This window comes from Endozoicomonas sp. 4G, from assembly GCF_023822025.1.
Taxonomy (GTDB): domain Bacteria; phylum Pseudomonadota; class Gammaproteobacteria; order Pseudomonadales; family Endozoicomonadaceae; genus Endozoicomonas_A.
This window is the reverse complement of the sequence record NZ_CP082909.1, coordinates 26,797-46,135: the sequence shown is the minus strand read 5'-3', so window position 1 is coordinate 46,135 and position 19,339 is coordinate 26,797. Positions and strand designations below refer to the sequence as shown.

Annotated in this window: 40 protein-coding genes; 28 read left to right on the top strand and 12 right to left on the bottom strand. The window is 64.6% G+C overall.

The window, feature by feature from the left end; translation table 11 throughout:
• Positions 1-74 precede the first annotated feature (74 nt).
• The 9 genes from K7B67_RS00375 to K7B67_RS00335 all read right to left on the bottom strand — a co-directional run bounded on the left by K7B67_RS00375 (position 75) and on the right by K7B67_RS00335 (position 5,272).
• Positions 75-383, bottom strand: a complete 309-nt coding sequence (locus tag K7B67_RS00375) for a hypothetical protein (protein WP_252178390.1) — start codon at positions 381-383, stop codon at positions 75-77.
• Between the two features lie 144 nt (positions 384-527).
• Entirely contained in the window at positions 528-1,346 is an 819-nt protein-coding gene (locus K7B67_RS00370; RefSeq protein ID WP_252178389.1) for a hypothetical protein, read from the bottom strand.
• A gap of 354 nt (positions 1,347-1,700) precedes the next feature.
• Positions 1,701-2,093: a hypothetical protein gene (locus tag K7B67_RS00365; protein ID WP_252178388.1), complete on the bottom strand. Its 393-nt coding sequence runs from the start codon at positions 2,091-2,093 to the stop codon at positions 1,701-1,703.
• Positions 2,090-3,196, bottom strand: coding sequence for a bifunctional DNA primase/polymerase (locus tag K7B67_RS00360; RefSeq protein WP_252178387.1), 1,107 nt, complete (start codon positions 3,194-3,196; stop codon positions 2,090-2,092). Before K7B67_RS00360 ends, K7B67_RS00365 begins: the two co-directional genes overlap by 4 nt.
• Before the next feature lie 5 nt (positions 3,197-3,201).
• A complete protein-coding gene (locus K7B67_RS00355) occupies positions 3,202-3,444 on the bottom strand; it encodes a hypothetical protein (protein ID WP_252178386.1) in 243 nt (80 codons plus the stop codon).
• Entirely contained in the window at positions 3,441-3,821 is a 381-nt protein-coding gene (locus K7B67_RS00350) for a hypothetical protein (protein WP_252178385.1), read from the bottom strand. The genes K7B67_RS00355 and K7B67_RS00350 overlap by 4 nt, the downstream gene beginning before the upstream one ends.
• A complete protein-coding gene (locus K7B67_RS00345; RefSeq protein WP_252178384.1) occupies positions 3,818-4,087 on the bottom strand; it encodes a hypothetical protein in 270 nt (89 codons plus the stop codon). Before K7B67_RS00345 ends, K7B67_RS00350 begins: the two co-directional genes overlap by 4 nt.
• Before the next feature lie 272 nt (positions 4,088-4,359).
• Positions 4,360-4,566 (bottom strand): hypothetical protein, encoded by a 207-nt coding sequence (locus tag K7B67_RS00340; RefSeq protein ID WP_252178383.1) that lies wholly within the window; start codon positions 4,564-4,566, stop codon positions 4,360-4,362.
• A gap of 448 nt (positions 4,567-5,014) precedes the next feature.
• Positions 5,015-5,272 (bottom strand): helix-turn-helix transcriptional regulator, encoded by a 258-nt coding sequence (locus K7B67_RS00335; RefSeq protein ID WP_252178382.1) that lies wholly within the window; start codon positions 5,270-5,272, stop codon positions 5,015-5,017.
• 40 nt (positions 5,273-5,312) lie between these two features.
• Between K7B67_RS00335 and K7B67_RS00330 the strand changes: the two genes are divergently transcribed.
• The 28 genes from K7B67_RS00330 (at position 5,313) to K7B67_RS00200 (ending at position 14,787) form a co-directional block, all read left to right on the top strand.
• Complete coding sequence (locus tag K7B67_RS00330) at positions 5,313-5,579, top strand: helix-turn-helix transcriptional regulator (RefSeq protein WP_252178381.1); 267 nt, start codon at positions 5,313-5,315, stop codon at positions 5,577-5,579.
• A gap of 251 nt (positions 5,580-5,830) precedes the next feature.
• Positions 5,831-5,989 carry a hypothetical protein gene (locus K7B67_RS00325; RefSeq protein ID WP_252178380.1) on the top strand — a complete coding sequence of 53 codons (159 nt, stop codon included), beginning with the start codon at positions 5,831-5,833 and terminating at the stop codon, positions 5,987-5,989.
• A gap of 409 nt (positions 5,990-6,398) precedes the next feature.
• Positions 6,399-6,647: a hypothetical protein gene (locus tag K7B67_RS00320; RefSeq protein WP_252178379.1), complete on the top strand. Its 249-nt coding sequence runs from the start codon at positions 6,399-6,401 to the stop codon at positions 6,645-6,647.
• Positions 6,644-6,910 carry a hypothetical protein gene (locus tag K7B67_RS00315; protein WP_252178378.1) on the top strand — a complete coding sequence of 89 codons (267 nt, stop codon included), beginning with the start codon at positions 6,644-6,646 and terminating at the stop codon, positions 6,908-6,910. Before K7B67_RS00320 ends, K7B67_RS00315 begins: the two co-directional genes overlap by 4 nt.
• A 41-nt stretch (positions 6,911-6,951) precedes the next feature.
• Complete coding sequence (locus tag K7B67_RS00310) at positions 6,952-8,079, top strand: IS110 family transposase (protein ID WP_252178377.1); 1,128 nt, start codon at positions 6,952-6,954, stop codon at positions 8,077-8,079.
• 182 nt (positions 8,080-8,261) lie between these two features.
• Positions 8,262-8,603, top strand: a complete 342-nt coding sequence (locus K7B67_RS00305; RefSeq protein ID WP_252178376.1) for a hypothetical protein — start codon at positions 8,262-8,264, stop codon at positions 8,601-8,603.
• Positions 8,604-8,641: 38 nt separating this feature from the next.
• On the top strand, positions 8,642-8,899 hold the full coding sequence (locus tag K7B67_RS00300) for a hypothetical protein (RefSeq protein ID WP_252178375.1): 258 nt from the start codon (positions 8,642-8,644) through the stop codon (positions 8,897-8,899).
• Entirely contained in the window at positions 8,896-9,066 is a 171-nt protein-coding gene (locus K7B67_RS00295; protein ID WP_252178374.1) for a hypothetical protein, read from the top strand. Before K7B67_RS00300 ends, K7B67_RS00295 begins: the two co-directional genes overlap by 4 nt.
• Positions 9,057-9,245, top strand: a complete 189-nt coding sequence (locus K7B67_RS00290) for a hypothetical protein (protein ID WP_252178373.1) — start codon at positions 9,057-9,059, stop codon at positions 9,243-9,245. Before K7B67_RS00295 ends, K7B67_RS00290 begins: the two co-directional genes overlap by 10 nt.
• On the top strand, positions 9,242-9,472 hold the full coding sequence (locus K7B67_RS00285; RefSeq protein WP_213179475.1) for a hypothetical protein: 231 nt from the start codon (positions 9,242-9,244) through the stop codon (positions 9,470-9,472). The genes K7B67_RS00290 and K7B67_RS00285 overlap by 4 nt, the downstream gene beginning before the upstream one ends.
• A gap of 102 nt (positions 9,473-9,574) precedes the next feature.
• Complete coding sequence (locus K7B67_RS00280; protein WP_252178372.1) at positions 9,575-10,018, top strand: hypothetical protein; 444 nt, start codon at positions 9,575-9,577, stop codon at positions 10,016-10,018.
• 44 nt (positions 10,019-10,062) lie between these two features.
• Positions 10,063-10,251: a hypothetical protein gene (locus K7B67_RS00275; RefSeq protein WP_252178371.1), complete on the top strand. Its 189-nt coding sequence runs from the start codon at positions 10,063-10,065 to the stop codon at positions 10,249-10,251.
• 15 nt (positions 10,252-10,266) lie between these two features.
• Complete coding sequence (locus tag K7B67_RS00270; RefSeq protein WP_252178370.1) at positions 10,267-10,518, top strand: hypothetical protein; 252 nt, start codon at positions 10,267-10,269, stop codon at positions 10,516-10,518.
• The gene (locus tag K7B67_RS00265) at positions 10,515-10,745 is read left to right on the top strand and encodes a hypothetical protein (RefSeq protein WP_252178369.1); all 231 of its coding nucleotides are present in this window, start codon (positions 10,515-10,517) and stop codon (positions 10,743-10,745) included. The genes K7B67_RS00270 and K7B67_RS00265 overlap by 4 nt, the downstream gene beginning before the upstream one ends.
• 214 nt (positions 10,746-10,959) lie before the next feature.
• The gene (locus K7B67_RS00260) at positions 10,960-11,310 is read left to right on the top strand and encodes a hypothetical protein (protein ID WP_252178368.1); all 351 of its coding nucleotides are present in this window, start codon (positions 10,960-10,962) and stop codon (positions 11,308-11,310) included.
• 28 nt (positions 11,311-11,338) lie between these two features.
• Positions 11,339-11,473, top strand: a complete 135-nt coding sequence (locus K7B67_RS23805; protein WP_256484649.1) for a hypothetical protein — start codon at positions 11,339-11,341, stop codon at positions 11,471-11,473.
• Positions 11,466-11,831, top strand: a complete 366-nt coding sequence (locus tag K7B67_RS00255) for a hypothetical protein (protein WP_252178367.1) — start codon at positions 11,466-11,468, stop codon at positions 11,829-11,831. Before K7B67_RS23805 ends, K7B67_RS00255 begins: the two co-directional genes overlap by 8 nt.
• A 5-nt stretch (positions 11,832-11,836) precedes the next feature.
• The gene (locus tag K7B67_RS00250) at positions 11,837-11,989 is read left to right on the top strand and encodes a hypothetical protein (RefSeq protein WP_252178366.1); all 153 of its coding nucleotides are present in this window, start codon (positions 11,837-11,839) and stop codon (positions 11,987-11,989) included.
• A gap of 131 nt (positions 11,990-12,120) precedes the next feature.
• On the top strand, positions 12,121-12,321 hold the full coding sequence (locus K7B67_RS00245; RefSeq protein ID WP_252178365.1) for a hypothetical protein: 201 nt from the start codon (positions 12,121-12,123) through the stop codon (positions 12,319-12,321).
• The gene (locus K7B67_RS00240) at positions 12,318-12,551 is read left to right on the top strand and encodes a hypothetical protein (protein WP_252178364.1); all 234 of its coding nucleotides are present in this window, start codon (positions 12,318-12,320) and stop codon (positions 12,549-12,551) included. Before K7B67_RS00245 ends, K7B67_RS00240 begins: the two co-directional genes overlap by 4 nt.
• On the top strand, positions 12,500-12,988 hold the full coding sequence (locus tag K7B67_RS00235; RefSeq protein WP_346658244.1) for a dCMP deaminase family protein: 489 nt from the start codon (positions 12,500-12,502) through the stop codon (positions 12,986-12,988). The genes K7B67_RS00240 and K7B67_RS00235 overlap by 52 nt, the downstream gene beginning before the upstream one ends.
• Entirely contained in the window at positions 12,981-13,184 is a 204-nt protein-coding gene (locus tag K7B67_RS00230; RefSeq protein ID WP_252178362.1) for a hypothetical protein, read from the top strand. The genes K7B67_RS00235 and K7B67_RS00230 overlap by 8 nt, the downstream gene beginning before the upstream one ends.
• Positions 13,185-13,263: 79 nt before the next feature.
• Complete coding sequence (locus K7B67_RS00225; protein WP_213178718.1) at positions 13,264-13,521, top strand: hypothetical protein; 258 nt, start codon at positions 13,264-13,266, stop codon at positions 13,519-13,521.
• A gap of 181 nt (positions 13,522-13,702) precedes the next feature.
• Positions 13,703-13,885: a DUF551 domain-containing protein gene (locus K7B67_RS00220; protein ID WP_213178717.1), complete on the top strand. Its 183-nt coding sequence runs from the start codon at positions 13,703-13,705 to the stop codon at positions 13,883-13,885.
• Complete coding sequence (locus K7B67_RS00215) at positions 13,882-14,088, top strand: hypothetical protein (protein ID WP_252178361.1); 207 nt, start codon at positions 13,882-13,884, stop codon at positions 14,086-14,088. The genes K7B67_RS00220 and K7B67_RS00215 overlap by 4 nt, the downstream gene beginning before the upstream one ends.
• Positions 14,085-14,342 (top strand): hypothetical protein, encoded by a 258-nt coding sequence (locus K7B67_RS00210; protein ID WP_252178360.1) that lies wholly within the window; start codon positions 14,085-14,087, stop codon positions 14,340-14,342. The genes K7B67_RS00215 and K7B67_RS00210 overlap by 4 nt, the downstream gene beginning before the upstream one ends.
• Positions 14,339-14,536 (top strand): hypothetical protein, encoded by a 198-nt coding sequence (locus tag K7B67_RS00205; protein WP_252178359.1) that lies wholly within the window; start codon positions 14,339-14,341, stop codon positions 14,534-14,536. Before K7B67_RS00210 ends, K7B67_RS00205 begins: the two co-directional genes overlap by 4 nt.
• Positions 14,533-14,787: a pyocin activator PrtN family protein gene (locus K7B67_RS00200; RefSeq protein ID WP_252178358.1), complete on the top strand. Its 255-nt coding sequence runs from the start codon at positions 14,533-14,535 to the stop codon at positions 14,785-14,787. The genes K7B67_RS00205 and K7B67_RS00200 overlap by 4 nt, the downstream gene beginning before the upstream one ends.
• A gap of 303 nt (positions 14,788-15,090) precedes the next feature.
• On the opposite strand, the gene K7B67_RS00195 is transcribed toward K7B67_RS00200, so the two are convergent.
• From K7B67_RS00195 to K7B67_RS00185, 3 genes are read right to left on the bottom strand one after another with little or no spacing between them, the layout of a single operon-like run.
• A complete protein-coding gene (locus tag K7B67_RS00195; protein ID WP_252178357.1) occupies positions 15,091-16,518 on the bottom strand; it encodes a tyrosine-type recombinase/integrase in 1,428 nt (475 codons plus the stop codon).
• Positions 16,519-16,520: 2 nt separating this feature from the next.
• Complete coding sequence (locus K7B67_RS00190; RefSeq protein ID WP_252178356.1) at positions 16,521-17,153, bottom strand: hypothetical protein; 633 nt, start codon at positions 17,151-17,153, stop codon at positions 16,521-16,523.
• The gene (locus tag K7B67_RS00185; protein WP_252178355.1) at positions 17,153-19,219 is read right to left on the bottom strand and encodes a hypothetical protein; all 2,067 of its coding nucleotides are present in this window, start codon (positions 19,217-19,219) and stop codon (positions 17,153-17,155) included. The genes K7B67_RS00190 and K7B67_RS00185 overlap by 1 nt, the downstream gene beginning before the upstream one ends.
• Between the last annotated feature and the right edge of the window lie 120 nt (positions 19,220-19,339).

The following is a 19,339-nucleotide window of genomic DNA, read 5'->3' as shown; positions in this document are numbered from 1 at the left end:
AATCACACCGTCCTCGTCGTCGTGCCGCCGCGTCTCGATCACGACGTGGTGCTCGCATCCGCAGACCGGGCATCTCATCGGCTCGCCTCCGTCTCGTCCCGCTCGGCGATCGAGGCCGCATCCGCAGCGCACGCCGCGCGGGCCTCTGCCGCCGTGGCGAAATGCCCCAGGCACTCGAAGCGCTGCGGGACATGCTCGCCGCGCCGGTAATGCTCGCGAGCACCCAGCGCATCCGGCACCTCGTGGTAGTGCACGCCGGGCGCCCGGTTGCGGCCCCAGGCGGAGTAGACCCAACCGCGGGCGCCTTTAGCTGCGCTCACCTGATGGCCGGTGTTCGCGCGCTGGCTGTAGCGATCTCTCTCGATCCATGTCAGATCCTTCATCGCGATTCACCCCAAAAGGTGACGATGTGACGATGGTGATGATGATTCCGGTCCCTACACATATTATGTTTATCAAAAAGGGACACTTTCTTATGTAGGGGTCAAACATCGTCACCATCGTCACCATCGTCACCCGTACCCGTCTCAGGCGGGGCTGGCGGTCGTCATCGACTCGACGCGCCACTTGACCCCGTGCTTGGATTTGCCGCCATGCACCACCCGGTAACCGCTCACGATGCGCCCCGACCATTGGCGTAGGCGGTAGCCCAGCTCCTTGGGAGACCACTTCCCGATGGCCCCGAGCACCGTCACGGCCGCGTCCTGCAACGCCGGATACTGCGGACCGTAGTCACCGCCCATCAGCGGTACGCGGGCAGTGATCAGCTCGTAGAGCTCCGCGGCCGTCGCCTCCTGCTTCCCTTGGATCTCCGACCAGGACACCATCAGGTCGACCATCCCGCCGAACTCATGGTCCTGTTCCCGCATCGACCCGGCAGGCCCGAGCGGATCCGGCCAGCCGGCCCACATCAGCGGGCGGCGCACCATGCGGTCCCACTGCTCGAACGACCCGAACGGCGGGGCATCGACCTTCGGGCACCCCGCATCGAGATACGCCTTCGCAATCACCAGCACGTTGCGAATCCCCTCGGCCCGATGCTTGAGCACATGCGCAATCGCATCGCGCTTGAACTCCCGCAGCTCCGGCCGCTCGCACCCCGCGTCGAGATTCGTCAGCACCGCCCGCCGAGTCAGATCCCCGATCAGCGTCAGATTGTTGCCCGTCATGTAGAGCGCCACGTTCGTCGGCGCCTCCACGATCCGCGACTGCGCCAACACCCGGATGGATTTGTGCGCTTGCGTGGTCACCTGGCACAGCACGTCCGATTTCACCGCCCGATCCACGTTGTCGAACACCGTCAACGCATCTCCCTTGAGCAACAGCGAGTCGATGCGCTTTTCCAACTCCTCCGTATCCTTCCCGATCGCCGCCACCGGAGCCGTCCTCCCCGTCGCCAACACCGACAAGCAATCCGCGAACAACGACTTCCCCGTCCCGGGGTCGAGGCACTGATGCACCCCAGCGGCGCAGCCGGCAGCACCCGACGCAACAGCGCCGTCATCGCCATCGCCAGCGCAGCGGATTCATCGGCGGGTGTCGCAAAGGGAAGGTATCGAAGAGGGAGTACAGCGCCCGAGACGACTCGGCGAGGTCCTCCGGGCTGATCTTGCCGATGGGCCGAATCTTCGGAGGATTGGACAGATACAACCCGGACGGCTTGTCGTAACCGGGTTCGGAGACGACCCTGCCGTCATGCGTCAGGGTGGGGGAATCGCAAAACCCCACGAGGTGATCGAACGGCCACTCGCCCGCCGGGCCAACAGCGTCTTGGCGATCTTCGACGGCGCATCCGTCTTGCGCCATTCCCCGGACCGACCGTCGAACCGCTTGAAATTGACCAGCCGGGTCATCGTGTCCACCAGCCACTCCGGGCTGATATCCAGCAACACGCCCGATCCGGTCGGTCGCTCCACGCCGGGAGAGGCACCTTCCCAGCGCCCGACCCGCACCAGGCGGTTCCCGTGCTGGTAGACCTCCGCCCCGCCCTCCATCAAATAGGCAGCAGCATCGTCCGTATTCTGCGGCAGGCGCCCGTTCTCGATCTCCACGACCGGCCGAGGATCATGGTCTGTTCCGCCCACCACCTTCAATTTCGGCCGCCCTGCAGGCGGTTCCGATGTCGACCCCGCTTCAGGCGGAGGGGCGGGGGAACGACCTCCTCGTGACGACCGGACGGCCTGGCGGATCGATCCCGCCAGCCCAGCGCAGCCGGATCAACCCCCAGCCGATCGCACAACCACACCGCCGCATCCGCAGCCTTCGCCGCGTTGCCCCACTCCAGAACGATATCGATCGGCGTCTTGCCCAGCTCCTCGCCGAAATCCATGATGCCCTCGGGCACCAAGCTGATATCCTCCTCGAGCGCACGGCCCAACGCCTTGGAGCTCACCCGGAACCCCGCGTGATACGGCACCGCCGCCGGAAACACCGCCGGCACCCACGCCTGCAGATTCCCCAGCGCCTTCGCGTTCACCTTCGCGAAGAAGCTCCCGTCCGGCACGCTCGCATCCCCGCGTACCGCAGCCATGCGCGGCGCGTCCGGCTCCACGGTGACCAGCGCAGCCAGCCACTCGGGAGCAGGCGCGGCCTTCGCACCGTCGACCGACGCCCACTCATACGCCCGGCCGTCCAACATGATCGACCCGGCCAAAATCACATAACCGCCATCCCCGCGCACATCCAGGTCCGGGGTCACCATCTGCCCGTTCGGGGCACGCTCGAACGGCACCTCCGGATACGCGCCGTCGCCCCACGTCTCGTGACCGATCCCGAGTCGAGAGCCCTTATTCGGTATCCGCCGACCGTCCCGAGGGTGCACAAAGAAGAAGTGCCGACCGCCCGATGCCGTCCGACACACCAGCGTCTCGGGCAACGGACCGAACGTCTCCGTCAGCAACGCCAGCGACTCCGCACCGCGTTGACCCGGCTTCACGTCCACATCCAACACCCAGACACCCGTTTTCGCCCCCGTCGGCATCCCGACGATGGCCGACGGATACCGGCTCCACCATTCCCTGATCTGCTTGGCGTCCGTCGTCGCGTCCAGGAAGCCGCGCCCGCCCGCCTCTTTCGAGATCGCCGGATGCTTCGTCTTCGCCGAGCACGGAAACACCGGTCGTCCCGAAGCGGCATGCGCAAGCGCAACCTGCAAATTCGGCGGGTCCGTCGGCGTGTCTTCGCGAGGATGCGTCATCCCGTTCATCCAGCCCCGTCCTCGGCCCGCGACCGCAAGCGCCGCAGATGCCCCATCCACTCATCCAACAGCCGAGCGGCTCCGCGGGCCTCCTCCGCGCGATTGATCAGGTGCGCAGCATCGCAGCCCCCGCCGTGGTCCCGATCGGCCTCGGTGCCCAGCTCGTCCATCACGTCGGCCAGATCCGACAGAGCGTAGCGCGCCTCCTGCGCCATCCGCAGCGCCCACTGCAGTCGCGACGGGCTCATGCCGCCACCTCCCGCGTCCTGCGTCCGGCCAAGCCCAGCGCGTGATACAGCTCCCCGCGCAGCATCTGCACGCTGCCCCGGTTGATCGCAAGCGTGTCGCGCGCATCCACCGTCACGCCCTGCTCCGAATTGTGATCCCGCCGGAACCGCACCCCCTCGCGCCGCAGATGCACCACCAGCCCGCCGAGCTCCCGCACCAGCGCGGCCTCCGGCTCGAACCGCACGTCGTCGATCACCACCGACAGACCCTGCTCGCCCGCATCGATCGCCCGCGCCCGCACCGAGCGCACGAACGCATCCGGGTCGATCGCCTTGACCATATCCCCCAGCGCCCGCAACGTCTGTCGCGGCGAGAGCGCGTGCTGCAGCGTGCTCAACGTCGCCGACCGTTGAAGATCACCCCCACCGCCTCGCCGACCGACCGGTGCGTCAGCTCCCGCGCGTGCTCGATCAACACATCCTCCATCCGCCCCCAGCTCAGCGGCGAGGCACCGCACACCACCTCCTTGCCCGGCCCCACCAAGTCCAGCAGCGACCACTCCGGATGCAGCGCCAACGCCATCGCCCGCAGCGGATCCGCGAACGCCAGCAACCGCCACCCGCCCTCCGCCGCCAGCAACGCCGCCGCAGTGCTCTTGCCCACGCCTGCCGGCCCCGCAAACCCCACCACCCGCGGGCTCACGACCCACCCCGGTCGCCAGATCGCAGATCGCCTGCAGGCGGACCGCCACCAAGCGCGATGCGTACTCGTCCGGCGTCATGCCCGCGCGCGTGGCCATGGCCAGCAAGTGTGCGGACGACAGCGCGTCCAGCTCCACCGTCACCGTCACCACCCCCGCGGCCCGCTCAGCCCCTGTGCGGGCCTCGTCGACGTGATCGACCATCTGTAGCTCCCCATCGTTGTTTTGTCAGGGCCTAATGCGCCCTTCCCTTCGCCCGCGCATCGCGCAGACTGTCCGTCAGGTCACGCCCCTCCAGGCCGTGCACCACCAAGTGCCGCAGCAACACCGCAGGAGGGATATCCAGTTGCAACGCCATCGAGCGGATCAACTCCGCCTGGCCCGGTTTCAGCCGAATTTTGAATTCTTCGACGTGGAGATTCTTCTCGACGTTCGTCGTCATGGCGGCCACTCCTTGCCTGGTGGATAAGCCCCGCCCTGTGACCGGGCAAGGAGCTGGTCCGATACCGAGCGCCTCGGGACCGGGCGCGGAAAAGGGGCCGGGCGCGCTGTTAGCGCAGTTCGCCCGACCGAAGATGCCGCATCACGTGAGCTGCACATCGGCGCAAGCACCGCGCAGGAGATGGACACGCTGCGGCTGCCGGTGTTGAGGCACCGCCGGCTGGCCTGGACACGAATAAAAAAGCCCGCGGGGGTGCGGGCGAAGTCGCGCGGCGGGCGCGATCGAGGAGGACATCGGGCAGCTGCCGGTGACCGACAGCGTGGCGCGGCCTGCGCGTGGCAGGTGCGCGGAACAGGACGAGCCCGTCGCGTTGGATACGGACCACCGCCCGACCTTCATGGTCGGGTGGATGGATGTCGCGACGGGCTCGGGTGAAGGGGTGGGCATGTCAGGCGGCCTTTTCTGATTGGCCGTCAAACACCTGCTCAAGGGTGATGCCGTAGAAGGTGGCAATCTTGCGGGCGAGGCGAAGGCTCGGTGCCTGCTTGCCGGATTCGATGCGAGACAGGTTCCCCGGATCCGTGCCCAGGCTTTCCGCGGCATCCTTCAAAAGTAAGCCGCGCGAGGTTCGTTGATGTCTCAGTCCGTTCATGCCCCTAAGATTGCGCATTCCGCAATAGACTGTCAAGGCGAAATTGCGGCGCACGCTTACCGCTTCGAGATGTCCGCGCGGCGACGATGTGCATATGCTCACCAACATAGACATCGGCCGCGCGATCGATCACTTGATGGTTGATCGCGGGTACAACCAGAAGCAGCTCGCGGAACGCGCAGGCGAGATGGACACCGCCAACCTCAACCGGATCATCAAGGGCAAACAGGCCGCCACGACCGACCGCCTCGAAGCCATCGCCAAGGCACTGGATGTGAAAGTATGGGAGATTTACCGCCTGGCGGAGGATGGACAGCCCCCAAGGAGGGAGACCCACGGAAGGCCGCGCTGCATGAGCTGATCGACACCATCGATCCGGCTCTGCTCGATTCGGTCTTCCGTCGATGGCGTGATGATCCTGAGAAATCTCCCGCAGACACCCGCCCGACCCGCCACCGTCGGCGCGCTTAAAGACCTTCCTCCCAAAACCAAGCTCCGCTAGTCGGGGCTTTTTTGCCTTTCGCTTACGATTGCGCTTGACGCAATGGCTGGACGCGGCTAGGATGATTGCAGGTCGCGCAATTTAGGGCGATCGCAGCACAGGAGACGGCCATGGCCCCCTACAAGATTCAATGCAAAGCCCGGCAGTACCGCGCAATCCTTTGGCAGGATGACCAAGTCTCACCGTGGTTCTTCACCCGCGTCGAAGCGCTGCATTGGGCGTTCGTGACCATTGCGCGCATCGACGCTAAAAAGCCAGTCACTGTGTAAGAACCAAAGAGCGCAAGCGAACCAGAGCGGAGGAAAGAAACAGCGACCTGGAGTGAACCATGGGTATTGAAAGAAACACGGGGTGAGAGTGAGTCATCTTGAGGGAAAGAACCATGATTGCAGATCGAGCCATAGCACAAGAGAGAACCAAAGCACTTGATCGAGCCAAACACCGGGAAAGAACCAATCAAAACGATCGAGCCAACACACGCAAAAGAACCATAGGACCCTGATCAAGCCACATACGAAGACAGAAACACGATACAGAAGCAAACCACTAAGGGTGAAAGATCCAGATTTGAAGAGTGAGCCAAAAGCAACGAAGGAACTACTAAAGCGAATCGAGACAGCCGCGACAAAAGAACCAGGACGTACGATCGAGCCAGATCGGGGAAGAGAACCATTACTGGTGATCGAGTCACATACGAAAGAGTTAGTCACATTCTACGAAAGAACCAGCGTGTTGAAGCGAGCCAGTCAGGTGAAAAGAACCAGTGTAAAGGAGCAAGCCAAAAACTGCGAAAGAACCACGTACATCGATCGAGCCAATGTTGCTGAGAGAGCCATTAAAGGTGATCGAGCCATCCCCGATAACAGAACCAGGAACACCAAGCGTTTCATCAACCGTCATCAATCAACCCTAAGGGTACGCATATGACAGACCAAGTCACACAGGAAACCCGAATCGATTCCTACGAATCGATGATGACCGCCAACGCCGCATTGCTTGACGAGGTGTTCAACGACGCCAAGTTGACCGCGGCCGAGAAGATGAAAAGCTTCTCCATCGGCGTGCGCAACCAAGTCCTTCTGAGCCGCGATCTGGCAAGCCGTCGCGCCGAGCTGTTCAAGTACGGCATGAAAGCGAATGGCGAACTGAAGTCGCTGAACTTCAACCCGATGGCCGATAAGGCCGCGTAACCAAAACGGCCGCCCTGGTGGCGGCCAACCGGAGAGAACCAATGCACGCCGAACTTGAATCGATGCTGACGCCCGTCTACAAGCTGACCCGCGACATGACCAAGGGGTTGCGCCAAAACGGCGGAGGGGTCACCGACTCCGAAGCACGCTATCTGGTCGATCTGTACTACAACATGCAGGCGAACCGGATTGCCGTCGGCAACCAATCCAAGGGGCTTGAGCGCGACGCCAAGAAGTCCGGCAACACCGCCGAGCCGCACGAGGCGATCGACTGGGTCGGGAAGCAATTTACCGCCCTGGAAGACTCGGTCGCGAAGCTGCTCGCCATCTACACCGAGACCCACCCGATGGCGTGGTTCTTTGACCAGACAACAGGCATCGGGCCGATTCTGGCTGCCGGGCTCTTGGCCCACATCGACATCAATAAGGCCCCGACCGCCGGGCATATCTGGCGATTCGCCGGACTGGACCCGAACGTTCAATGGTGCAGCCGGGAGCAGGCCAAGGCGATCTGGACCGAGACGAAAGGCCCGAGCATCGAAGAGCGCCTGGTTGCGGTCGCCGAGAAGGTCGGGCGCAACCCGGCCAACCTGATCCACATGGCAACCCATAAGCCGGATGGCACCGAGGTGAAGCTGACCGAGGCGAACGCTTGCTCGGCGATCTCGCGCAAGCCATTCAACGGCCCTTTGAAAACGCTGTGCTGGAAGATCGGCGAGAGTTTCGTGAAGGTCTCCAATCATCCCGACGGCTTTTATGGTCGCGTCTACCGTGAACGCAAAACCCTGGAATGGAAGCGCAACCTCGCGGGGATGCTGTCGGATCAGGCCACGAAGGCGCTGACCGGAAAGAAAATCGGCAAGCAAACCGACGCGCATGCTTGGTACTCGGGCGGATGTAGCGCCGAGAAAGCGCGCGCGCTGTTGGAGTCAGGCACCACGCCGACCGCGGCAGCCTGCAAAGCCGACGACGATTATCCGGGCGTTCCCATGCTTCCGCCAGCTCAGATCCAGATGCGGAGTCAGCGCTACGCGGTAAAGCTGTTCCTTTCGCATCTCCAAGAGAGTTGGTGGCGCCAGGAAACCGGCACCGAGCCGCCCGCGCCTTGGGTGATCGCGCACGGCGGGCATGCCCATTACATTAAACCGCCGCAGATTGCGCAAAAGTAGATTGAACGAAGCCCGAGCGGATTGCCGCTCGGGCAGCCACCCCGACCGAAAGAACCATGTTCAAGGATCGAGCCACGATAAGTGAAAGAACCAGTCCGCGCGAGCGAGCAAGAAGGGCCGAAAGAACCAGTACGCGCGAGCGAGCCACAGTAAAGGAAAGAACCATAACCCGGGATCGAGCCATGATGACTGAAAGAACCATCGCAGCTGATCGAGCCATCAATAACGAAAGAGCCAAGGCGAACAATCGAGCCAGTATCGGGAAAAGAACCAAATCGAGAGATCGAGCCAAGCATTTTGAAAGAACCAAAGCCGGCGAGCGAGCCAATGTACAAGAAAGAATCACTGCGCACGATCGAGCCATTCATCTGGAAAGAACCAGTCAGCAGAATCGAGCCATCCATCTTGAAAGAACCAGACAGCAGAATCGAGCCATCCATGGGGAGAGAACCAGGCGAAGCAATCGAGCCAAAAAGCCGAACGAATCAAGGATGGCGATCGAGCCATTTCCATCGAAAGAATGAAATACCTTAAGCGAGACAACCGCAAGGAGACCGACACCATGAGAACCAAGACCACCCTCATCCTCGCCGCCCTCATCGCCGCCACCATCGCCCCCGCACCCGCCAGCGCAGGTTTGTGGCGAATGTACAAATGCACCGGCGAGCACGGCGAGACGGTTTTCAGCGACCGATCCGGCTCCGGCACCGCGTGCGCCGAGATGTGGATCGAGACCACGCGGTCCGACAGCTCGGGTTGGGTGATCACCGACAGCCGGGTCCGGACAACGCAGGACGACGACCGGGAGCCCTCCCAATGACCAACACCCTGATCCTGATCGGCACCTTGAGCCTGGCGTTCGCCGCGTTGTGCGCCCTGTCGGACTGGGCCGTCCCCCGCATGGTCACTTTGCGGCGTCGCCGCCGGATCATCGCCGCGCGCCGCACCGCGGCACTGGCTTCATGGATGAGCGAGGAATGGCGATGAGCATCGCCGTCGACAACCTGCAGCGGGCGTTGCGCGACATGAGCCGCGGCGACCTGACCGACCTGACCATCGAACAACTCGACCGGCTCGAATCCGAGCTGAGCACCTGGTCCGCCCTGGCGTTCGTCGCCGCCATGGCCAAGCGGGCCGCCATCCGCGACGTGGAGATCGTGCAATGACATTGGAGCAAGCCATCGCCGCCGGCGCCCTCTGGCTCGAATCCGGCTTCTACGCCGACCGCTTCCAGACCGGCGTCGATGAGTTCGGCGACAGCGTCAGCACCTGGTTCTGCCGGGACTGCGGAGCTGCCGATGCGGACCCCGCCGAGGGGTGCGACGAGTGCGGGTTCGGTCAAATCGAGCCGGACGACGACGACGACGACGACACACGGGAGGTCGCAGCATGAACGGAGGCATCTATACCGCCGGCCCACTCTATCGGCCCGATCCGGGAGCCCCGCTCAGGGACTATCGCCCCCGAGATGCCCCCGCGCTACCAGCCGCGCGAAATGCAGCGCGAGCAGATCGGACTGCGCCCGACGCCCGAGCCGGTCGTCGCCTGCCGCGCCGATCAGGGGTGTGCGCCCACGATCACCCCGCAGCAACGCGAGCGTGCCGTCAAGGCGACAGCTCCGGCCGCACGGGTCAAGGCCAAGCCCAAGGACCGCGGGGCTGTCGGGAGCACGATGCTGCCCTCCCTGACCCAGCGCATCATCAAGCGCATCAAGGCCAAGCATGGGTGGGTGAGCGTCGCGCAACTGATCGCCCTGGCGCCCGAGCGCCTGGACTCCAAGGGCGTCGCCAACCTGCTCCACCGCTACCGGTCGACCGGGCAGATCGTCCAGCGGCGCTCGGAGGACGGCACCCAGCTCGAGTATTGCTGGGGCCCGTTCAGTCGCGCCGACGAGCAGCGCGCGGCGGCCTCGGGCCGGAGCATCAGCCCGGGTCGCTGACCTTTTGGATTACCGGCACGCTCCGCGCGGACCGCGAGCGCTGGATGTCCACGCAAGAGCTCGCCGCGGCCATTGCCATCGCCGCCACGACCCTGGACGCGCCCACGCCGGCCGTCATCTCTACCCGCTTGAGCCCCTTGCTGCGCTCCGGGCGGCTCGAGAAGCGCCCGCGCGAAGGGGCGAAGCACGGCCACGGCTCGACGATGGAATACCGCCTCACCACTGCATTTTGACCAGGGAGATGGACCATGATCGGCAAATGCAACCCCAACGCCAGCCAAGCCCGCCGCGTGCTCTACGCCTGCGCACTGCTGCGCAGGGCCGGCTGTCGGATCCTCGCCGCATCCGCCAACGGCGCGCCCCGGATCCGCGTCGACCGCCGGCCGCGCATCGACTGGATTCAGCCGGGACGCAAAGTCACGTCGGCGCAATTCGGTGTCCTCGCCGCCCGCCTGGACGATATCCAAGTCGAGTGGACCGACCGGAGGTACTACCTGTGACCGATCCGACCAACTGGCGGGGCACGCGCGACGCCTATCTGAGCGCCGTAGCGGGCCGGGTCCGCCTATCGCGCGCCTTCGACGCGGCAGGCCTCGCAGGCGACCTGATCAAACGCGAGCAGATCTATCCCGCGCTCGCCGTGGCCCGGTACGCCGAGGAGCAGTGCAGGCTGGCGTTCCAGCAGGCTACCACCGACATCGTCAACCGGCTCGAAGAGGCAGCATGATGGGCACACACGAAAAATCCCCCGCCCGCGTGGCGATCGAGGCCGATGTCTTGGCGTACCTGCAGGGCGCCGCGCGCCCCTGTTCCGCCGACGAGCTCTACCAGGTCTGCGACGCCGCGGACGACAAGGTCACTATGGCCCGCATCATCGGGCACATGCGCGAGGCCGGGACCATCGTCCGAGACGCCGACATCGCCCGGGCGAGCCCGGCGGCATGCCGGCCAAGACCAAGGGCTCGCGCGCGGTCGCGTCCTACCGTCTGCCGAGCGCTGCGGAGGCAGCCGCACGAGTCGCGGGGGCCGCACTCGACGCCGTCGCCGACGAGATCGCCGCGGAGTATCGCGCGATCGAGAGCCGCGCAGCCATCCCGGTCGACCAGGGCGTCATCGGCCAAGGCAAAAGCGCGGAGATTCTCGCCGCCGCGCAGATCGCCCCGCCCCCGACGTCCGCACGCCCGAGCGCCTTCGACGCCGGATACCGCCCCCGAGGACATCGACACCGCAGGGAGCTCCACCAACGGCGACGAATACGCATCCCCGTGGGCGCACATCCTCGCCGACGGTGACGCGGAGGACCATCGGTGGGAGTCGGATTTGCTGCAGGCCTGCGAGACCTCGCGCGAAGCACTGATCACGATCGCCGACCAGCTCCTCGCCGGTCACCCGGTGTGGAGCGCCGCGCGGTCGGTGGATCGCCGCATCCAGCGGTTGGCGGACGATTATGTCTGAGCGCACCCCCGTACCCGACGGCCTGCAGCCCCTGGTCCTGCAGGCGCTGGAACATGGCGGCTTCGACGGCCTCTACCTGGAGTCGTCCAGCGGTTACGCAGGCGAAGGCGGAGACGCCGGCTGTGCCTGCACCCTCGCCGACCTGATGCCCTGCGATGCGCCCTGCATGGAGTGCCGACCCGGTTACCTGCAGCCCCTCACCCACGCCGAACGCGTCGAGCAGGATCTGGACTTCCGCATCGGCCCGACCAAGCACCCGACAGCCGATGCGCTCGAAGCGCTGGGCCAGCAGCGTCTGTTCGCAAGCTGGGACCCGGCCAGCCCCGACAACCCCTATCCGACCCCGAACGCGGAGTAGCCCCCATGCGCGCCGATACCTATGGCACACCGACCGAACAGATCCGCTCCCGCGCCGGCTGGATCAACGCCACCACCCGCCGGGCCAAGATCCGCCGCGGCGAGGGCATCCCCTCGGCCGCACCTGCGCGAACTGCGCCCGCTGGTCCGGCAACGTGATCGACACCCGCGCGTTGTGCCGACACATGGGCTGTTCCACCCAGCACGCCGCGCTGTGCGATCAATGGGCATCGGCGCGCCCGAGCCACGTCGAGCATCCGCAGCCCACCCGCCCGAGCGTCGAGTAGACCATGCAGACCAAGGCGCTCCCGAGCTACCTCGCCGCCCGCGCGCTGCAATGGATCGGTCCGCCCGGCATGGACCTCGGCGTCGCCCCCGGCTGGTACCCCATCGTCCCGGTCCTGCCCAGCGACGGCCGACCCTGGCCGTCCGCTACGCCCTGGCCCGCCGCCGACACCTACCGCCCCGACCTGGAGCTGATGCTGCAATGAGCAAGGCCAAGAAGTACGAATGCCGGGCGACCCAGTACAGCGTCAGCCGCAGAGGGGATCCGATCTACGCCGACGGCACGACCCGGATCGACATCGACGACGAATCGGGCGGGGAGTTTATCGTCCTGGCGCAATCCAGTCTGCACCGGGATGCACGCATCACGATCGACCCGGCCGAATGGCCGCTGGTGCGCAAGGCGATCGATCGGCTCGTGAAGGCCTGCCGATGACGTGGGATGAATACGGAATGTCCATCGCGCGCGCCGTCGCAGCCAAATCCAAGGACCCGAGTACCCGCGCCGGCTGCGCCCTCCTTGACCGGGAGGGGCGGGTGGTCTCGACCGGCTTTAACGGCCTGCCGCGTTGCGTGCCGGACGACGCCGCCATCCTCGAGCACCGCGAGACCAAGCTCTCCCTGGTCCTGCACGCGGAAGAAAACGCCCTCCTGTTCGCTCGCCAGTCGCTCGACGGCTGCACCGCCTACGTTTGGCCCATGCCCCCGTGCTCGCGGTGCGCCGCCAAGCTCGCACAGGCCGGCATCCGGCGCGTCGTCGCGCCTCAGCCCTCCGGCGAGCAGATGGCGCGATGGGGCCCCTCGCTGGAGCTCGCCGCGTGGGTGTATCGGCATGCCGGGATCGAGTTCGCACAGGTCGACCGTGATGCGTGACCAAGCCGGCGCGGGGCGCCTCGCCGAAGAGGTCACCCGCTGCTACGACGCCGACTGCCCGCAATCCGCCCGGTGCGCCCGCTGGCTGCACCGATACGAGATCACGCCGCGCACCCCGAGCGTCGACAGCCTGTTCCCGTTCGACCGGCTATCGGTCGTTTACGATACCTGTCCATCGTTTTTGGAGTTGATATGACGCGTGAAGAAGCGAGAGATAAGGCGGTCGACAACTGCGACGGCTTTGATGCCGGTTGGGATGCGGTCGGGGTGGCGAGATGAGCGACACATACCGCGTTTGGTGCCCGGATGCCGGGCACGAAGGGCCGGAGGACGGCATCACCATTACGGACGCCTACAGCGCTCAGAATGCCGCGGAGATATGGGCAGATCAAAGCGACAGGGAAAGCGGAGACTACACCATCGTAGGCGGATCCGAGGCGACCGTTCGCGTTCAGGATCCGGACGGCGAGATCACCGAATGGGTTGTGTTCGGCGAGCAGGTTCCGAGCTACAGCGCGACGGAGGCGAAATGACCAACACCGACAAGCGCTGCGGGACGTGCAGGCACCACGGAGCGCCGGTATTCAGCGGATCGAGTCAAGGGCGGTGCGAATGGGTCGATCATCTCACTGATGGCATTGCGGTCCCGCACTGGTTTCGGCCGAAGCGACCGATCACGCGCACTACCGACGGGTGCAGCGCATGGGAGGCGAAATGAGCGAATGGCAACCGATCTCAACGGCGCCGACATCCACTCGAGTGCTTTTAGCGTGCAAGCGCGGCACCGTCTTGATTGCCTTGCACGGTAAATACCTGGGATGGATGCGCGACGATTCTGGCGGCAGGATTTTCGACGAAATCACCCACTGGATGCCGCTACCGGAGCCACCGAAATGATCCACGACATCCGCTGCGGCACCTGCCGCTACTTCGCGCCGGCGCCGATGGGCCAGGACCATCCGACGTTTTGCTCGTTCGACATCCCGGGCGACCTACCATACTGGATCCGGTATGCGCTGGATGGCGCCGATGAGTATGTCGGTCCGGATGATGGTGCACATTGTGATGCGTGGGAAAAGCGGGCGGAGAAGCCGAAATGAGCGCAATCGACGAAGCCAAGTCATACCTCGGGCAGCTCGCGCCGCGCATCTCGGCGAAGGACCGCCGAGTGGCGCGCGTGATTCGAGGACTGCTTGCCGATCGCGAAGCGACTTGCACATGGACCGACGACCCCGAAGGAATCTGGCACACCGACTGCGGCGAAGCCTTCGAGGTCCATGCCGGATCGCCCGGGCAGAACGGCTTGAGGTATTGCTGTTTTTGCGGGCGGAAGCTCGCGGAGGGGTCGACGTGAACATCTACCACATCCGATACAGCACCGACACCCATGAAATGGTGGCGTCGATCGTCGCGGAGAGCGAGGATCAAGCGCGCAAATTGATCACAGGCAAGCCCAGATTCGAAGCGATTGACGAGGTTTGGTCGGAGCTTGTCAGGTCGCCGCATCTGGTCAGCGATTCAGGCTGGCACAAGGAGTCGCTGCGATGAACACCACATTCCTACTCATGGCCGAATACGGCACCACCGACATCCCGCTCGAAACCGTCGCCGAGAAGTATCTTGCACTCGGTGCGCGGGCCGCCGGCACCAAAGCCGCGAAGGGCGAATTGCCCTTTCCGGCCTACAGGCCGGGCAGTCAAAAAAGCCCGTGGCTGGTCCGCATCACGGATCTTGCCGCGTGGCTGGATGCGGAGCGGGCGAAGGCTGCTGCGGATGTGGCGAAGCGGAGGGTTGCTTGAATGCCGTGCGCGCCTTTCGTTTTGCTCTCCGGCGGGAACTGGAACAACACGTCGAACGCCGGCGTGTGGGCGCTGGACCCGAACAACAACCGCACGAACTCGAACGACAACGGGGTCGTTTGCTTTACCCGGTCGTTCCGGATCAGGCTAGAAGATGGCCGATACATTTTCATGGATTGGCATCGATTCTGCGGCCCGACGTTCTACGCGGATCGCGCGATGAATCGATTGATCGACGATTGGTGGGACGATCCATCAATATGCAAGGCGTTGGACTGGTTTACGGGTCGCGGATTCAAGCGCCTAGTCACCCCACTCCACCCGCCCCGTCTTGCGCGCCGGCACATTGACGTAGATTTGCAGCGAGGACCAAGAATCGTGGAGCGTCACGCGCTGAATCTCGGGGATGGTCCACCCGTCTTCGGCGAGCCGACTCGCTCCGCATCTTCTTAGGTCGTGAAAGTGCAGATCCTCGATCCCGAGAACGTGCATCGTCCGCGTCCACCTCGCCGAGACGGTGCGCGGATCGAACGGGAGCATCAGCGGCTCGTCGAGCTTGCGACCCGGTAGCGCCAGGATCGCCTCGACCACAGTGGCGAATCGCTCAGTCACCAGCATCTCGGCGTCGTGCCCCGCAGACCCGCCGGGATGCTTTAGATCCCGGATCAGCCACACGCGATGCTCGCGATCATAGTCGGACATCCTCATCCGGCACAGCTCCGACAGTCGCCGACAGGAATAGATCGCCGCCCACATGACCAGATCCATCGGCGCACTGCCGACCCGTCCGCTCGGTCGGTGCGCGCGAAACCATGCGTCGATCCTCGTCAGCTCGTCGTCGCTCGGGCGCCGCTTGCGCCGGATCGGCCTGGAGATCATCCGCTCCGATCTGCTGATGTCCGTCGCGTCGGCCAGGGCGAGCGGATCGACCGCAATCCCGAGCGCGAGCCGGGCGTACTTAAAGACCACCCGCAGCCACGTCAAATCATTCGAGACCGTTGCCCCGCCTGCCCCGCCCTCGCGCCTCGCCTGCACATGCGCCACAACCCGAGCCGCCGTCAGCCCTACTGCGAGTTCACCCGCGATCGGTTGCCCGAGCAGGAACCGCAGATGATCGCCCTTCGTTCGCCCAAGCGGCTCGATCGCCTCGCGCGCCTTGATGTAACTGCGAATCAAGTCTCCGACCGTGAGCCCGGCATGATCCGCGCGCTTCGCCGATTCCGGGTCCGAGCGCAGTTGGTCCTCGCGCTCAAGCGCCCACGCCTTGGCCGCAGCCCGTCGATTGAAGGTCTTCGCCTCGCTGTGCCAGACGACGCCGGCCTTTTTGAGTCTGATCTGCGCCGTGTAAACTGTCGTGCCGTCGCCCCGCTTGCGTGCTGAGATCGTCGCCATGCTTCGCCCCGGTGCTAAAACCGGGCGTTGTAGCGCTACCGCGTAGCATTTGGCAACAGAATAATTGCGAATCAGGAAAAACAGTGCAGAATAACGACAGGCAGGAACCCCGAGAACCCGAGCAACCACGCGCAACCCCATGCCGCCGAACGGGTGCGCGACTTGCGGTTGCCCCGATGCTCGATCGGTCGGACGACGCGCCCAAGCTCCTGAATCATCAGGCGATGAGTAGCGGGTTAGTCGGTGCTGTAGTGCTGGCGTAGCACCCTCGCGCATCTGCCCCGTGAGTTGCGCGAGCAGGGCTTTGGCTTCGGTGATGCCGGAGATGGTGACGGGCATGGTTACGGCTCGGGCGCCGCGTCCACCTCAAGCGAGCCGGAGGTTACCGGCTTTTCGCAGCGCATGATCAGATCCTCCGACACGAGCGCTGTCGTTCTGACCTCGGTCACGACCGTGCAGGCCTGCTCGTTACCTTCGCCGAGGCCCACATACCGCAGGGTGAAGTCCCAAATCTTGTGATCGACGGTGTCCTCGATCCGGTAGCGCTGGTACTCCATGCCCGGGGTCGGCTGCTCGAAGGCGCAATCGGTATAGCCATCGCCGAGGAACAGTAAGCCGTAATACCGCGAAGAAGCGCCGAATTCGATCACGTCGCTACTTTGATATCGCTCCCAGTCAGGGAGCGCGGCGTCGTAAGCGGCTTGACACGCCGACGGAAATCCTGCGATGACGTGATCAACGGCCTGGTCAATGTATGCGTTGGCGACCGTTGCGCCCGCGAAGTCGAAGAGCGCGCCGAGCGTAGATGTCGAGACGTTGATGGTGACGGTCTCGCCGTCCACGGTTTTAGACACGGTCTCATCCGCCGGGATAAATCGCCGATATGGCGCGTAAGGGCTCGACGTGAGCCAAGACGACCAGATCTCGCGCCCGACGAGCAGGCCGCCCTCCTCGCTCGGGCCGTCTCGCTTCATCAGCGCACGGTCGATGTTGGCCGCATCCGTCCGCGCGGCAATGCACTCCTCAACCGGAACCGGTTCCTCCGGGACTGGATTGGAGACGTAGATCGCCGGAACCGTCTCGATCGATCCGCCCTCGCAATCGAGCGAGGTAAAAAGTACTCGCCGCCATCATCAGAGCTTTCGTAAAGCGGGCGCATCACCAGCGATTCCAGGTCAGGGGCGAACCCGGCATGAAACTGCACCTCGCCGGCCACAATGTGCTCGTACAGCGCGCGCGCCTGATCCCACCGGAAATCCTCGGGCATCCCATAGGCCCATGCCCCGCCCATCGAGGTCAATACGATCTCGTGAATCATCATCCTGTCGCAACTCCTTGTGTTGGATGCCCAGCCGACGGCGCGGGCCGATTGCCAGACCGCCATGGCTGCCGCGCGGATCTGCTCGGATGTCGCTGTCGACCAATCAAGCCCGGTTGACGCTGTGCGGGCCGGAAAGTCGATCAAGACATCATCCCCGACCTGGTAGCGATCTGTAGCGCAATGCCCGACGGCAACATCGAGCAGCAGCTCCGCGGGTGGCCCCTGAATGTCGGCCGTGGCGTTGATCAGGTTGCGCAACGCCGTCGCGACCTCGGTCTCCGCTTGCGTCAGGGCGAATTGGCGCGTCTGCAGGCATTGGGCGTCATGCTGCGCTTTCGCGGCGATGCAATCCGCCGTGGCTCCGTCCACGCACGCCGAAAAGATCGCTTCGACCTGTTGCTCGCACGCGGCGAATTGATCGAGGCAATACTGTTCACCATTGGCGTCCTGTGCGATCGACAGGCAATAGTCGCGCGCGTCGATGCACGCCAACATCGACTGTTCGCGGCTGTACTCGCAGACCTCGTTACGTGGCGCGGTGCAGTCCTCAACGCTGTAGCCGTCTTTGCACGCCTGGATTTCCGCGAGGATTTCATCTCGCGCATCGATCGCGTCGTCGTATTCCTGCCGCGCGACCCCGAGCCGAGCATCAAGCTCGCCGGATTCGTCGAAGAATGCGCCCGGAGGCGTGCACTCGATATTTCGGCGCGATACACGCGTGCCGAGCGTGCCCGGCAGGATGGCAGGGTCGATGCGCACCCGGAGCGGTTTCTCGGGGTCCGGCCAACCGTCCGGGTTGGCCGGATCGTAGATCGCGGTGACGGTCCCCGTGCGCCACGTCGGGCGCCACGTTTCCGCGCCCGGCGCGAGAGCCGAATCGACGAACAGCACATCGGCGGGCAGTGCGCGCGCGTCGTGAGCGCACGGGTTGACCGACGATATCGATGTGATGACCGCGCGACCCGAGACGGTCGCGACGGTGACGGCGTGTTCTTCCGACCCGGTCGGCTCCTCCGGGACATCGCCTGTCTTCAGATCCGCGTTGTACTGCGCGGACCACGCCGTCGCCATCTCCGCGCTCGACTCGATCGCCTCCAGTTCGTTGAGCCTGCGCGCGGCCGCTGTGCGCTTGGTCCTCTCCCAGGTGATCGCGATCATCGCGTCCTGCAGCGGCGCGAGGGCCTCGACCGCGCTGGCTTGCGCCTCCGCTATCACAGGCGCCCACTGCGCTTGGCATGCCTGCAAGTGCGCGACCACAGCATCCGCGCACAGCCGATCGATCGCGGCGAGCGCGCGGCCCCGGACAACTTCGGCCTCTTCCCTGCACGCCTCGCGCGTATCATCGCAGGCGTCTTGACAGGCGCCGTCGCCGATGGCGCAGGCAAAAAGGCAATCGCTCCAGGCGTCGTCGCACGCAGCGCGAGCGGATGAGTAAGCGGCCTCCGCTTCGGCGATCTTGGCGTTGCGGCATTGCATCTCGGTGTAGGACTCCCGGCACTCGGTATAGCCCGCCATCGCCTCGCCGACAGCTTCCATCGCAGTGTTGTAGGTCGCGCGGTAAGCCGCCTCGTGTTTGCGAAGCTCCTCGAGGACGCGATCAATCCCTTCGATCTCGACCCGGCGCGCCTCGATCAGAGCCGCGAGCAGGGGCGTCTTGCGCGGGATCGCGACCGTGTAGCGCGATTCACCCTGATTGGCGGTGACGTAGCCGATGGGCATCTATGCGCCCTCCGCGAGCGTCGCTACTTCCATCTGCGCGGACAACCCGGTTTCGGAAACCGCCACGCTCCACGTCACCACCCCGGCCTCAAAAAAGAGCCCTCGAATTGGATCGTGTCC